Source organism: Brotaphodocola sp. (assembly GCF_983179755.1).
The window spans coordinates 120,939-136,199 of sequence record NZ_CFAHBC010000002.1 but is presented as its reverse complement, the minus strand read 5'-3'; the positions used below and the strand labels follow the sequence as shown (position 1 = coordinate 136,199).

11 protein-coding genes are annotated in these 15,261 nt (G+C 47.9%); 2 read left to right on the top strand and 9 right to left on the bottom strand.

The window, feature by feature from the left end; all coding sequences use genetic code 11:
- Positions 1-14: 14 nt before the first annotated feature.
- From hemC to AC4EVX_RS01760, 9 genes are all read right to left on the bottom strand, one after another.
- Positions 15-3,068: a hydroxymethylbilane synthase gene (gene hemC / locus AC4EVX_RS01800; RefSeq protein WP_490159434.1), complete on the bottom strand. Its 3,054-nt coding sequence runs from the start codon at positions 3,066-3,068 to the stop codon at positions 15-17.
- Between the two features lie 252 nt (positions 3,069-3,320).
- On the bottom strand, positions 3,321-4,109 hold the full coding sequence (locus AC4EVX_RS01795; protein WP_490159433.1) for an HAD-IIB family hydrolase: 789 nt from the start codon (positions 4,107-4,109) through the stop codon (positions 3,321-3,323).
- Between the two features lie 96 nt (positions 4,110-4,205).
- Positions 4,206-5,288 carry a trigger factor gene (gene tig, locus AC4EVX_RS01790; protein ID WP_177978221.1) on the bottom strand — a complete coding sequence of 361 codons (1,083 nt, stop codon included), beginning with the start codon at positions 5,286-5,288 and terminating at the stop codon, positions 4,206-4,208.
- 108 nt (positions 5,289-5,396) lie between these two features.
- Complete coding sequence (locus AC4EVX_RS01785) at positions 5,397-7,103, bottom strand: AAA family ATPase (RefSeq protein ID WP_177978220.1); 1,707 nt, start codon at positions 7,101-7,103, stop codon at positions 5,397-5,399.
- Positions 7,104-7,394: 291 nt separating this feature from the next.
- Positions 7,395-8,801: an aminopeptidase gene (locus AC4EVX_RS01780; RefSeq protein ID WP_490159432.1), complete on the bottom strand. Its 1,407-nt coding sequence runs from the start codon at positions 8,799-8,801 to the stop codon at positions 7,395-7,397.
- 209 nt (positions 8,802-9,010) lie between these two features.
- Complete coding sequence (dtd, locus tag AC4EVX_RS01775; protein ID WP_177978218.1) at positions 9,011-9,457, bottom strand: D-aminoacyl-tRNA deacylase; 447 nt, start codon at positions 9,455-9,457, stop codon at positions 9,011-9,013.
- A gap of 129 nt (positions 9,458-9,586) precedes the next feature.
- The gene (locus AC4EVX_RS01770; RefSeq protein ID WP_177978217.1) at positions 9,587-11,389 is read right to left on the bottom strand and encodes a glycerophosphodiester phosphodiesterase family protein; all 1,803 of its coding nucleotides are present in this window, start codon (positions 11,387-11,389) and stop codon (positions 9,587-9,589) included.
- Positions 11,390-11,522: 133 nt separating this feature from the next.
- Positions 11,523-12,188 carry a GTP pyrophosphokinase gene (locus tag AC4EVX_RS01765; RefSeq protein WP_177978216.1) on the bottom strand — a complete coding sequence of 222 codons (666 nt, stop codon included), beginning with the start codon at positions 12,186-12,188 and terminating at the stop codon, positions 11,523-11,525.
- A 127-nt stretch (positions 12,189-12,315) separates the two neighbouring features.
- Positions 12,316-13,044: a S1 RNA-binding domain-containing protein gene (locus tag AC4EVX_RS01760; RefSeq protein WP_490159431.1), complete on the bottom strand. Its 729-nt coding sequence runs from the start codon at positions 13,042-13,044 to the stop codon at positions 12,316-12,318.
- A 338-nt stretch (positions 13,045-13,382) separates the two neighbouring features.
- Here AC4EVX_RS01760 and AC4EVX_RS01755 point away from each other — a divergent pair, with 338 nt between their 5' ends.
- Together AC4EVX_RS01755 and AC4EVX_RS01750 are read left to right on the top strand one after the other, a co-directional pair.
- On the top strand, positions 13,383-14,132 hold the full coding sequence (locus AC4EVX_RS01755; RefSeq protein ID WP_177978214.1) for a PHP domain-containing protein: 750 nt from the start codon (positions 13,383-13,385) through the stop codon (positions 14,130-14,132).
- Positions 14,125-15,063, top strand: a complete 939-nt coding sequence (locus tag AC4EVX_RS01750) for a LysR substrate-binding domain-containing protein (RefSeq protein ID WP_177978213.1) — start codon at positions 14,125-14,127, stop codon at positions 15,061-15,063. The genes AC4EVX_RS01755 and AC4EVX_RS01750 overlap by 8 nt, the downstream gene beginning before the upstream one ends.
- The last annotated feature ends 198 nt before the right edge of the window (positions 15,064-15,261 follow it).

Genomic DNA, 15,261 nt, shown 5'->3' with positions numbered 1-15,261 from the left:
CGGAAAAACGATCTCTATTTCTCGCTCTTCTGCGTCTCCATCCACTCCTTGAGTTTCTCTGTTACCGTTCTCGCAAGGTGATGGTCTGCTCCCGATGCAGTCACACCGGCAACGAGACTTCCCTCTCTCGCAATTCCCGGGAAGTAGAAATCGCACTGCTCTTTATCTCCGGCATTGTTCACAAGAATGCCTTTTTCTTTTCCCTGCTTTGCAATTCTCATATTCAGAGATGCATCATCGGTTATCGCAAGTGCCATCTTTCTTCCGTCAAGGTCAGACAGCGTAAACGGGCGATGTTTCCAGAGAATCTTCCCCTCTGTCTCAAGCTGTCTCATCGCAGTACAGCCCTCCGGCGCAATCACCGTCACCTCCGCGCCAAAGTCTGCAAGCACAGACGCTCGGCGCGACGCGATCTTTCCTGCACCCACGATCAGAACATCAGCACCATTCAGGTTAAAGAACAGCGGAAAATATGCCGTCGGTGTCTCTGACTCCTGTCCCTCCTGCTTGTTCGTGTCCTCTGCGTTATCCGCATTCTTCTGAGCCTGAGTCTCCTGATCCGATGCCTGTTCTTCCCGACTGCGAATCGCCTCCCGGTAAAGCTCACTGTCCTTGACAACGCGGTCCGACTTGATCTTCTCAACCGGAGCATAGTGCTCCTCCTCGGTGTCTGCAAGAATCACTGACGCAATGCCGGATGCTGTGTACTCGACAGCATCCGCATAGACCGGAAGTCCCATCTCGCGCACGGTTCTTGTCGTGTACGGTCCGATCGAGATAATTTTCGCGTCAAACTCTTTTTCCTCGAGCATGTTGCAGAGTGCACGCGCCGCAGAACTGCTTGCGACTGCCACATAGTCAACCTGATGGATGATGCGGTTGAGTTCTTCTTTTCTTCTCGTGTCGACCCAGGTCTCATAGAGCGGGACATCATCAAAATCGATGCCTGCTTCTTTGAGCTTTCTCGGCAGAACCTCAGATCCCTCTTTCGCACGCATTAAAAGAACTCTCTCATCCCCGTTCAGCGTCGGAATCCACTCTCTTGCGAGATCCGTTCCAGAGAAATTCTCCGGAACAAAGTCGCAGCGGAATCCATGCTCTTTGAGCGCCGACTCGGTCTTTCTCCCGATTGCCGCAAATTTCAAATGCATCAGACAGCGCAGATCTCGGTCTGCACGGCGCATCGCCTCAAAGAAGAGGTCGACACCGTTACTGCTCGTAAATACAAGCCACTGATAGCTTCCCATATTGTCGAGCGCCCGGCGAACCTGTGCATTGTCGAGAAGACGGCTCTCAATCAGGCTGACGGCGATTGTCTCTGCTCCAAGCGGGCGAAGCTCATCCTCAAGCTCCTGTGAGATGTAGCGCGTTCCGGTCACAAGCACACGCTTTCCGGAAAGCGGACGACCAGAGCCGAACCACGAAAGCTTTTTCTCAAGACCAACGACCGGTCCGACAACCGTGATCGCTGGCGTCTGGATTCCACAGCGCTCTGCCTCCTCTGCAATGTGGGCGAGATCAGAAAATGCTACTTTCTGATTTGCCGTTGTTCCGTTCTGGATAACCGCAGACGGCGTGTCTGCCGGCTTTCCGCCCTCAATCAGACGACGGGAAATCTCACCGAGATGGCGCAGTCCCATCAGGAAGACGAGCGTTCCCTCCTCTTTCGCCAAAACCTCATAATTTAAGGATTCCTGCGCCTTTCCTACACCCTCATGACCGGTAATCACATGGAAGGAAGAAGCGAGCTTGCGGTGCGTCACCGGAATTCCGGCATAGGCGGGCACGCTGTACGAAGAGGAGATTCCCGGAACGATCTCAAACGGAATTCCATGTCTTGTCAGCTCAAGTGCCTCCTCGCCACCGCGTCCAAAGATATACGGATCTCCTCCTTTCAGACGAACGACTGACTTGCCGGTCATCGCGAGCTGTACGAGGAGCTGGCTGATCTCCTCCTGCTTCATCGAGTGCTGACCGGAGCGTTTTCCCGCATAGATCAGTTCTGCGTCAAGGCGGGCTTCATTGAGAATCGATCCCGAGATCAGGTTGTCATAGACAATCACGTCAGCATTGCGGACACACTCAAGCCCCTTTCTCGTGAAAAGTCCCGCATCTCCCGGGCCTGCGCCGACGAGATAGACCGGACGGAAACGCACCTGAATCGCAAGACTGTCCGCGAGCTTCTCTGCAATCTCGAGTCCACCCTCAAGACCCTCCGCACTAGTCGCAATTTCCGGAAGCTCCACTCCACCTCTGCGGAATACCGGATGCACACCGTCTCGCGCATACATAACCGTCATCACAAGCTTGTCGTCCTCTTTTCGGCAGTACGCTCCACACGGCGCATTACAGCTTCCGCCGAGAATCGTCAGAAACTCTCGCTCTGCGCGAAGCTGAATCGCTGCCTCCGGTGAGTGGATCGCCTGCATGATCTCACCGAGTTCTCCATCGCGGATCTCAAGTGCCAGAATTCCCTGCCCCGCAGCCGGAATAAAGAGTTCCTTGTCGAGATATTCCAGATGCAGATCCTCCGGATTCTGAAGCTCAAGTCGCTCAAGTCCGGCAGCCGCAAGAAGAATTCCGTCGTACTCTCCATTTCTGAGTTTTTCAAGGCGGGTCTGCACATTTCCGCGGAGCATCTTTGTAAAGACCTGTGGATTCAGACTACGAATCTCAATCTGACGGCGCAGACTGCTCGTTCCGATCACACTTCCGGCCGGAAGTTCTCTCGCCGGGATTCCACTTCTCGTCACAAGCACATCCGATGCCTCCGCGCGCGTAAGCACAGCGCCCATCGCAAGTCCCTTAGGAAATTCCATCGGCATGTCCTTTGCGGAGTGCACGGCAAGATCGATCTCCTTTCTCAGCAGTGCCTCCTCCAGCTCTTTTGTGAACACACCCTTTCCTCCAAAGCTCGTCAGCGAACGATCGAGAATCTTGTCTCCCTTTGTGCTCATCGGAATGACTTCAATTTCCAGATCCGGAAAACATTCTTCCAGTTTCTGCTTTACCATCTCCGTCTGTACCATCGCCAGACGGCTTTTTCTCGTCCCAATACGAAGTTTCATACGCTTACCTATCCTCTCATTCCCGTAATTTTTCAGGCAGACTTCAAGTTCACACCTGCAACACCCAACTTCTCCAAATCACATTTTTATCTCTAATGTCCGAATATCGGACATTTAAATAAGTTTTTCTCTGTAAAAACGAAAAACGCTACTCCAGTCTGCACTGCCGGTTCCCCCGGGCTGACGGACAACAGTAGCGTTCTCGTTTCTCGTTTTTTACTTTATCGTTTTTCGATTTTTCTTCTGTGCGATTTACTCCAACAGTCCAAGATACTCCATCGCATACCAGATTCCGTCCTGCTCAACCGTCTTCGTGCAGAAGCTCGCATACGGCTCAAGCTGTGGACTATGCTTGCCCATCATGATCGCATTTGGAACATGCTCAAACATCGAAAGATCATTCGTGCTGTCTCCAAACACATAGGCGTCCTCAAGCGTCAGACCATAGGCTTCGAGAATCCGGTCAATCGCATTGGCCTTGGAGTGACCTGCCGGCACACACTCATAAAATCCATTTCCGCGATCAATCACATCGATGTCCAGACCGAGTTTTCGGAAAAATCCTGCCCGATCACTCTTCTCATCCGCAAGCACACAGAATTTCTCCACATCCCCGCAGGACTCACCCCAGTTCATCGAGCGAAGTGCAAAGTGAATACTCTCGCGAATCCGTCGTCCCTCCGCAAAACGAGAGTCCGGACTCGGCACATAACAGCCTTCCTTGCCCTCCATGAGTCCGTCCATATCGGCATCCTCAATCGCCTGACAGATCATCCGGCGCTGTTCCTCCGGCATGACTCGGTGATATAAAGGCTTCCCATCAACCTCAATATAGGTTCCGCATCCGCACAGCCATCCGTCCGGCTCGACCATCTGCATGATCTTTCCAAGCTCGCTGTAAGAGCGCCCGGTATTGACAAATACCAGATTTCCGCATGCGCGGGTGCGCCGGAGTGCTTCTTTTGCGCTCTCCGGCACCTCCCTCGTCACCTCGCTCATCAATGTTCCATCAATATCAAAAAACAGTGCTTTTCTACTCATTCTTTCCTTACATTTACTTTCTTTTTTCACTGCCTACGTGTTGCTATTATTTCTTTTTTGCGATTGTTTAATAGTTATCATAGCTATTTTTGCACTTTATTTTACAACTGCATTGTCCTTGATGAAATCAATTACCTTGTACATCATTGCAGTCTGGTTCACTGCCTCTTCGCCATAGCTCTGCTCAAGGGTTGCAACATCCATACCGTACTGGTTTGCGACTGCCTCCTTATCGGCATCCTCTACCTGAAGACCCTCTTTCTCTGCAATCGCCTCAGCCATCAACTGCTGTTTGATTGCATTCTCAGCAGATGTTCTGAGCTGAGCCTTGAAGTCATCCTCAGTCATGCCATACAGGCTTGCATAGCTCTCTAAAGTCATGCCGTAAGCCTGCATCATGCTCTCATAATAGTTGAGCTGGTTGTTGTACTGCTGATCCACAGCTGCCTCATTCAGATCAAACTCACAGTCATTCAGAGCTGCCATGAACGCATCTTCCTCAACCTGCTGATCTGCTTCCTGCTCCTTCTGCTCCTGAAGCTCTGCAAGGTTGTCTGCACGGAACTCATCTACGGTCTTGAAATCGGATACTCTCTGAACGAAATTATCATCGAGAACTGCATCCTTCTTCTCCTCGATTGCATTCACAGTCACATCAAATACAACTGCCTGACCAGCCAGATCGCTGTTGCCATAATTCTCCGGGAACGTCAGATTCAGGCTGAGCTCCTGACCAACAGATGCGCCAACCAGACCATCCTCAAAGCCGTCGATAAACGTACCGGAACCAAGCTCCAGCTTGTATCCCTGAGCCGTACCGCCATCAAATGCAACTCCGTCCTTCATTCCCACATAGTCGATGTCAACGGTATCGCCGTTTTGTGCCGGACGATCGGTGATCTCCACATACTCCGGATTTGCATCGAGGATACTCTGAATCTTCTGATCCACTTCCTCATCAGTAACTTCGGTGGACTCACGCTTTACTTCCACGCCCTTATAGTTTCCGAGCTTTGTCACCTCGCCCTTGTCCGTGATCTCTGCCTCGGTCTCAGTAGAAGCACTGCTGTCAGACTCCGTCGCCGTCGTCTCTTTTGCCGTATCATCTTTTTTGGAACAGCCCGCTGCCAGCATTGCAACTGCCAGACCGCAAAGCACCAGTTTTACATGTTTTCTCATGATTATTCTGCCCTTTTCTTTGTCAAAAAAATTACACAGTCAAATATGTGCCCCTCAAGTATAGCATATCCGCCAGAATTTAAAAAGCAATTTGCCGGAATTCATAAATTATTCAGATTCGGGAAAATCCACCTGCTCTCCCTCTGCACACATCACCATACAACGTTTTTTATAAAAAGAAATCCCGTAACAGCAGATCTGGTCATAATCATCCTGAAAGTCTTTCGCATACATCCGATCGGAAATCTGACGGATCGCCCTCTTGCAATCCTCCGTCATATCCTGCAACGTCTTGGAATATTTTGCTTCAAAAATTGCGACACGACCATTCACCGAGTCATACACAACCACATCGCTTCGACCTTCTCCATGCTCCTTGTTTGATTCCACCTCGTATCCCGCTCCCGCAAAAATTCCTGCCAGAAATGCGTGATAAAAGTCCTCCTTATAATCATGATAACTGATCGTCTTGCGAAGCAATTTGCTCATTTCCTGTGTAAGAACCTTGTCATCCTCGCTCCACACTGCATGAAACAGATTTCCCCGATCCCAGCTTTTTGCATTGTCGTCAAACCACTTCATCACCGTGGTTTCAAAAATCTCCCGGATCTCCTTATTTGGAATTTTCAGTTCAAATATTTCATTAGACAGCCCACTTCTATCTTTCATCTTTCTGACTTTTGTCAGATATCCGGTCAGATACAGCACACTCCACAGATTCTCCTCGGAAGAATGGAGATAATCATATGTCAGATTTTCATCTACACGTTGAAGAATCGATCCACCCGCCAACAGAGTCTCCATCTTTTTTGTAATACTGCTTCCCGCATAGTCAATAAAAGAGCGAATAATCGCATTATCACTTGTATTTCTCCAGTAACTTGCCGGTTGCATATTTGAATTTTTCTGAATATCAAACAGATAATTCATCACATCCCAGGGACAATACACATCAAAATCTCCAAAATGATATCCGTCATACCATTCTTTGATACAATCTCGTTTTTCCACTGCATCCGCATCGCTTAAAATCTGCGCGACTTCCTCTTGCGTAAAGCCAAAATATTCATTCAGCTTGGAATCCGTGATCGTATCAGAGACAAAATTATTCGTTCCGGTAAATACACTCTCCTTGGCAATTTTCAGACATCCTGTAATCACCGCAAATCGAAGAGACAGATTATCTTTTAGTGACGTACTCATCATCGTTTTTACGATCTCCATCATTTGCGCGTAATACCCATTACTGCTCGCCTTTGCAATCGGAACATCATATTCATCCAACAGCAAGACAACCTGTTTTTTATAATATCGGTGCATCATCCGCATCAAAAGATTCAACGAACGGCTAATTTGAGTTTCATTTGCATTTCCCGCTTTTATTTGAAGAAAAAGATTTTTATCATCTGGATCAATCTCATCAGAGTCAAGCAGATAAGTATATTCTTTATATAGATTCGCAATCTGCATCTGCATTTGATTATATGCGTTTAAAAAAGTCAATCCATCAATATCTTTCAATGAAAATAAAATCGTAGGGCACTGATTCATCCAGCGCTCACACAACGTTTTATTTTTCGTAATTTCCAAACCATCAAATAATCTGCTGCTGTCTTTGCGGATATCAAAAAAATTGGCAAGCATGCTCATTCCCAATGTCTTGCCAAATCTCCGCGGGCGCGTAATCAGCGTCACCTCCGCAGTCTCCCTCTCCAACAACTCCGAAATCAAACCACTTTTATCTACATAGTAATATCCATTTTCACGAATCTTTTCAAAATCAGAAATCCCCACCGGCAGATTCAATTTTTTCAATGCTACCGCTCCTTTCTGCCAACCGTTTAAGATAATTTTTCTACACAAATACTATCTTAGTAATGTTATATTTAGTTGAATCTCTAATCGTATATTTATATTCTTCATTATATGGGATTTTAGATTTTACAGCAAGTTAAATGATTCCAAAGAGGATAACAGATATAAAAAGGAATCCGACACAGACCTTTATGTCGGATTCCTTTTTCGTATATTTTTTGTAGATTTCTTCTATCGTTTTTCTTTTCTTGCTTTTCTTGGTATTGCTTCTCTTATCTCTTACACGATCTCTTACTTATAGAATGCCTTAAATGCCTTATAAGTATTATAAATATCCAGCTTTGCTGCCAGCTCAAACGGTGCGTGCATCGACACGATCGGCACGCCGAGATCTACTACATCAATGTCGAGATGAGCGATGTACTTTGCGATCGTACCGCCACCACCTACATCGACTGCGCCGAGTTCGCCGGTCTGCCAGTAAACGCCGTTCTCTTCCATGATGCGGATGACTTTTGCCATCGTCTCTGCGCTTGCATCGTTGGAGGAGGACTTTCCTCTTGCGCCGGTGTACTTCGTCAGTACACAGCCCTTGTTGATGTAGCTTGCATTGTTTGCCTCAAACACATCGGAGAATGTCGGATCATAAGCTGCGTTAACGTCAGAGGACAGGCACAGGGAACGGGTGAAGACGTCTCTGACCGGAACTCCTGCCATGTCTGCAAGTCTCTCAACATAGTGCTTAAAGTAATCGGAATTCATTCCGGTATTTCCCTCTGAACCGATCTCCTCCTTGTCGGAAAGAATCGTGACGGTCGTGTACTCCGGATCCTTCGCCTCGATCTCTGCCATCAGAGCCGTATATCCACACACCTTATCATCCTGTCCGTAAGCGCCGACAAGACTTCTGTCAAAGCCGACATCGACTGCCTTCTGTGCCGGAACCATCTCGATCTCTGCGCGGAAGAAATCTGCCTCGGTGATGCCATACTTCTCATTCAGAAGTTTGAGAGCGAGCAGTTTTACCGGCTCTTTCACCTTGTCATCCACAAACGGAATCGATCCGACGATGACATTGAGCTCCTCACCGCGAAGTCCATCGGACAGCTTGCGCTCATTCTGCTTTCCTGCCAGATGCGGAAGAAGATCGCTGACGCAGAATACAGGATCGCCCTCTTCCTCACCGATGCAAACGGTTACTTCTTCTCCATTTTTCTTCACAACAACACCATGCATTGCAAGCGGAGTCGTTCCCCACTGGTACTTGCGGATTCCGCCGTAATAATGAGTCTTAAAGTAAGCGATGTCGCTCTTCTCATAAAGCGGATTTGGCTTTAAGTCAAGGCGCGGAGAATCGATATGAGCCACGTTGATGCGGACACCGTCGCTGACCGGACGTTTTCCAAATGTTGTCATCAGAATCGCTTTCTTGCGGTTCACATAGTAAACCTTATCGCCCGGTGCATAAGATTTCTTCTCATCGAGTTCCTCGTATCCAGCCTCTTTGAGCAGTTTCAGCGCGCCGAGCACGCACTCACGCTCGGTCTTTCCTGCATTCAAAAATGCCTTATATCCCTCACAGAATGCATTTGCCTCCTCATTCTGCTCCGGTGCTTCCTTGCCGATATGCGGGAATTTCCACATCAGTTCCTCCTCGAGCAACTGTCCAGCACTCTTCTCTTTTTCCATTTCTGCCATGATATACACTCCTTTTTTACTCAGTAAATTTATGAATTCAAGTCGACGCTCGCAGAGACTTGGCGCGTAATTCTGGTCAGCTTTGCTGACATCTTCCCATCAGAATTACTGCGCACCCTCGCGGAGCGTATAACTCAGAAGGGGATTGTCCCCCTCCTGAGAAGACTTGTGATACCCCACCTAAAGAGGAGGGGGACATCCACTCTGAGTTATAATTCTTTACTGTCAAGCATCAGCGTAAACGGGCCATCATTGAGCAGTTCCACCTTCATATCGGCTCCGAACTGTCCATGTTCAACCGTCTGCACATGAGTCTGACAGCGTTTCATGAAATACTCATAAAGGCGGTTTGCCTTTTCTGGATTTCCCGCCTTCACAAAACTCGGGCGATTGCCTTTTTTACAGTCCGCATACAGCGTAAACTGGCTGACTACAAGAATCTCCCCGCTGACATCAGCGAGTGAGAGATTCGTTTTTCCATTTTCATCTTCAAAAATTCTCAGACGGCAGATCTTGTCTGCCATCTTATCTGCGATGGCTTCGTCATCTTCCTCTGCGACGCCAAGCAAAATCAGAAATCCCTTTCCGATCTCTCCGATTGTCTGACCATCCACTTTTACACTGGCATGGGTCACACGCTGTACCACTGTACGCATCTTTTGTTCTCTTTTCTTTTTTCTCTATTGTTATTTATCGTTCTGTTTTTTGCTTCATTTGTTTTCATTTGTTGATTCTTGCAATTCTTGCATAAGCAGGAGCGATTCACGGCAAGAGGAATTCTTTCTCTACCGGAATACCATTCTCAGATACTCAAAGAGAGTTTCTGTCGCTTCTTCCCGGTAAACAATCTCCCTTGCAAGAACCGGGCGGTCTGTGATGATTCCATCCACGCCGAGCATCATCAATCTCTCCATCTCGCTCTTGTTGTTGACCGTCCACGCAAAAACGCCCTTGCCCTGTGCATGAACATTTTCCACGAGATGCCGATCAACAAAACTGCTTCGCAAACTGATGAAATCAAGGGCATCGCTCGAATAGAAATTGCCGTATGCCGCCGAGATGATATATCCCGTCACAATCTGGGGATCAATCTCCTTGACCGCCTTCAAATAACTCAGACTTGTCGAGGTGACCACACACTGCTCTTCCATTCCCGCACTCTTAATCAGATTTACAACGCGGGCGGGAAGATCGCTGTCTGCCCCCACATTTTTGATTTCAATGTTCAGGTGCATTTTTCCATGGCAGGCCTCAAGCACTTCCTCAAGTGATGGAATCTGCTCCCCCGCATAGGAATCCGAAAACCACGAGCCGACATCCAGTTTCTGAATCTGCTCCCAGGTCATCGAACTGATCGGGCGATTGACTCCCGCCACACGCTTCAGGCTTGCATCGTGACCGAGAACAACCACTCCATCCGAAGTGAGCTGAACATCGATCTCCGCGCTGTCCGCCATCTCTTCCATTGCCATCTGAATCGCTGACATCGTATTTTCCGGAGCATTTTTGGAACTTCCGCGGTGCGCCGTGATCTCCACCTGAGTCAGCAGTCGATCGGTCACGGTCGGACCCGTCCGCACCATATCCCAGATCGAAAATACGCCAATCGATGCCAAAATCGCCATCACCATCACAATTCTGCGCCGTTTTGGTGTCCCCCGTGCCGGATAGCGAAAATCCCATCGTTCTTCATGGAGATGCCTCGTCCCGTACTGGTAATAGCAGACCGAAAGCGAGGCATAACAGCCCACAACCGCCAGAATGCTTCCCGCAAAGAGAACCGCCAGCTCAATCCGATCTGCGACGCGCAGAAGGACTGCCATCGCAAGCGTCTGATCCGCATAAAAATTCACAAGAATCGCTGCAATCACAACTCCCACGAGATAGGCGAGAATCGAGACTGCGCAGACGCAGATCTCACACAGAATCATGAGTCCGGCGACAAACCGTTTCCGATGACGGGTCAGAACATGACTCCGGTGCAGGCTGTCCGAAAAGGCTTTCTGCTCAATCATACATCCATACGGCACAAACATCGCCGGATAGACCGCCACGATCAGGACAATCAGAAGAACCACAAGAAAAAATGCCACCCACGGCTCGTTCATGATCTCTTTGAGCACAAAATTCAACGGTTTTGTGTGCGTCAGAATCCTTAAAACAAAAAAGAGATTCATCAGCACAACCTGAACAGAAGTTATGACTGCCAGTTTCCAGTTTTTCTTCCAGATCTCTGTCGCGGTTTTTTCCATTCCGCCCCATAAAATATGCAAAGGGGTCAGCTTCTGATAATAGGCTGACCCCTGAAATGCAGTAATGAGTCCGGCTATCTCCAGAACAACCAGAAGCATTCCCACCGCCACAATTCCAATCAAAATCAGAATCGTCCACGGACAAAGGAAAAATCCTCCGATATTCCCTGCTGTGAGATAGCTGTATCCGGCTTTCTCAAGGGCCAGACGCACCCCACGGCTGATCAGCCGTAAATAAGCCGGCATCGTCACCATACGGTACAGAAGCTCGAACAAAAGAATATTTTTCCAGTTCTGACAGGCGATCTGCCAGGTGTCTTTTGCCAGTGTCTTCATCTTATGTCTGTTTCTCCTGTGCTGTGTCATACCCTATCCCGCAAACATCCCGCAGTTATCCTGCTTCATTTTTGCAGAAAATATATGAAACTAATATGAGACAGCACAATTTTTACTCCCAACTCTATATCCTTTATTTATCTTTCTGTTCCTGCACATTTTCCAGTCCATCCTGTCCCAGTGCCAAAATGGACTGGTTCAGAGAGAACATCTTCGCGTCAAGCATATCCACCATGTCGGCGCATGCTTTCAGCTCCGCCTCGAGAAAATCAGGAGCATTGCCCTCAAACTTATAATAAATCTTGTGTTCCAGACTTGCCCAGAAATCCATTGCGACCGTGCGAATCTGGATCTCCACCTTCGTCTCCACCGGTCCCTCCGTCAGATAAATCGGAATCGTCACAACCATATGATAACTCTTGTATCCGTTCGGTTTGGGCTGTTTGATGTAATCCTTCACATAGAGAACGGTCACATCCTTCTGTCTCGCAATCATGTCCGCAATCTTATAAATATCCTGAGTGAACGAACAGATAATCCGGATTCCGGCGATGTCACTGAGTTTTTCCACCATATTTTCAATCGTGACCTCGTGACCATCGCCTTTCAGTTTTTTGACAATACTCTCCGGCGTTTTCAGGCGCGACTTGATATGTTCGATCGGAGTGTGCCCGTAAATATGGACAAACTCTCCATTCAAAATCTCTATCTTTGTGTTGATCGCCTTGAGCGCCGAATCATACAGAAACATTACCGAGTTCCACTGGTCCAACTGGCTGTATGCATCGGGGATATTCATCTTACCTATCCCTCCTTCTTTTTTCTAAATGCATGATTTTTGCATTTGCTTTCTTTTTGTACATAAGAGCCTGCCGGACCGGAATCCCAGAGTGCAGATGATCCTATCAGGTGAATTCAGCTGCACTCTAAAGTTTCAGGTCTTTCAGCAGTGCGCCAAGACCGGTTGTTGCCTCACCGTTCTCCTTGTAATCATAGGTATTGGTCTCTTCTGCCACTTCCACATCCTCATCGAGAGCCTTGATGCTTAAGCTGATCTTGCCATCCTTGAGTGCGATGATCTTTGCCTTTACCTTCTCGCCTTCCTTGAGAACAGCAGCCGGACTCTTCACTCTCTGCTTGCTGATCTGGGAAACGTGAATCAGTCCGCTCAGTCCGTTGTCCAGATTTACGAATGCGCCGTAATCTTTCAGAGAATCTACGGTTCCCTCTACAATCTCGCCAACCTGAATGCCTGCCATCTTCTCTGCGCGCTCAGCTGCCTCTTTTTCTCTCATGACAGCTCTTGCGGACAGAACGAGTCTCTTCTTCTCCGGGTCAACAGTGATCGGAACAACATCGAGATGCTGACCGACACAGTCTTCCAATTTCTCTACATAATGAGTAGAAACCTGAGATGCCGGGATGAATCCCTGTACATCATTGATATAAGCAACCAGTCCGCCTTTGACAGCTTCCTTTACCTTCACGGTGGTTACAGTCTTGTCTTCCATCATCTGAGCCAGCTCTGCCCACTTTTCTGCATCCGGACCATCCTGTTCCTCATAACGACTATTCCGACGCTGATCAAACTCTTTATAGGATGCCTCCAGCTCGCTGGCGTAATCCTCCATCGTCTCTTTTACTTCTTCGCTCATAAGTCAAGTCCTCCTCTTTCCTCGCCGATTTAAACATCGGCAACTATGTTGTTACTGCTCATATTTGCATGACCAGCAACGAATTTTGCCGTGGCTTCGCATTTGAATACGGCAAATTCCCGCGACCATTTCGTTCTTGTACAGCACTTTCGGTTCCAAAAGTACCTACTTACATACAGTAACACTATGTTGACTTTACCACATTTTTGCCCTTTTTTCCATAGTTTTATGTGTAAAAATATGCTATAATGAACGAATGGGAAAACATACATAAATGTAAAACATTTGCATAACATTTCGCCAAATGAAACAAACTAAAATACAATGAGGACATTTTTATGAAAGACATCATGGACCTGCACAGCCACACAATCGTCAGTGGTCATGCATACAACACTCTTTACGAGATGGTTCGCTCTGCTTCTGACAAGGGACTCAGTCTCTTGGGTGTCACGGAGCACGCGCCGGGAATTCCGGGAGCCTGCCATCCATTTTATTTTATCAACTTTAAGGTCGTTCCGAGAGAACTTTACGGCGTTCGCCTGATGCTCGGATGCGAGTTAAATATCATTGATTATCTCGGAAGTGTCGACCTGGAACCGCGCTTCTTAAGAGGCCTCGACTTCGGTATCGCCAGCATTCACGATCCATGCTTCACAAGCGGAACCGTGGCTCAGAATACCTCTGCCTACCTCGGCGCGATGAAACATCCGTCTGTTCAGATTATCGGTCATCCGGACGATGGCCGTTTCCCGGTTGATTACGAGACTCTTGTCTGCGCCGCAAAGGAGGAGCATGTGCTTTTGGAGGTCAATTCCAGCTCCCTGCACCCGCAGAGCAACCGAAAAAATGCGCATGAAAACTATCTGACGATGTTGGAGCTCTGCAAAAAGCACAAGGCGTCGATCGTCCTTGACAGCGATGCGCACTGCGAGGCAGATGTCGGCAACCACAGCCGTGCTTACGATCTCTTAAAGGAAGTCGATTTCCCGGAGGAACTTGTCGTGAACACATCTCTCGAGAAGGCTGCCTCCTACATTCCATGTCTCGCAAAAATGCTGACTGCAGGAGGTCCGGCAAATGATTAATTTCCTGAATCTGGAATATTTTCTTGTGGCTTCTGAGGAGCTGAATTTTACAAAGGCCGCCAAACGGCTCTTCATCTCCCAGCAGTCCCTGAGCAATCACATTTCCAATATGGAAAAAGAATTTGATGTGGTTCTCTTCAACCGCACCACCCCATTGACGCTGACTTATGCCGGTCACGCACTCCAGGCAAAGGCTCGCCAGCTTCTTGAATTGCGCGATGAGACCTACCGCGAACTCTCCGATATTAAGGATTTCTCTGTCGGTCAGCTGACAATCGGTCTCTCCCACACCCGCGGTCGTGTGATTCTCCCGGAGATTCTTCCTGTATACAAGGAGCGATTTCCGAATATTGAACTGCGACTCGAGGAGGGCAATTCCTCTGAACTTGCGGATGATCTTCTGCACGGCAACATCGACCTGCTGATCGATATGCTCCCGATCAAAGTGGAGAATGTCGAGACTGTTCCGATCTGCGAGGAAGAGATTCTTCTCGCCGTTCCCGATGCTGTTCTCGAAAAAGCATTTCCGGGACAGCTTCAGGAAATCAAAGAACAGCTCTCCAGGCACATTGACTTGAAACTCTTGAGTCGCTGTCCGTTCCTCTTAATCAACAAGGGAAACCGCGTGCGCACCCTTGCAGATGAGATGTTTGAGGAGGCAGAGGTCTCCCCGAATATTGTCCTTGAGACGGAAAACATCGAGACCGTTCTCGCGCTTGCGTTCAAGGGAATGGGAATCACATTCTACCCAAAGATGTTTATCTCAAGCTACAGGGAACTGTCCTCGAACGCAGAAAACGGAATGCCCGTGAATTTTTATTCCCTCGATTACCCGAAGGCGCACGGTGTTCTCGCAATCGGCTACCACAAAGGTCATTATATGTCTCAGGCAACAAAAGAATTCATCCAAATTGCAAAAGAGACGATTTAACAAAATTATTTTCTGACAGAATTTTATCCGCTTCTTGACTTTCTTTTCTCTTTCTTTTATGATTATATTAAATATAGGAATCGTTATTATTTTTATCTTTATACAACAACAGCGACAACTCAATGAAACTTGACAACTAAATATGATTCCGCTCGGAGGGAAGGCTTCCCTCTGGGCGACATTCAAACCTCATAAAAG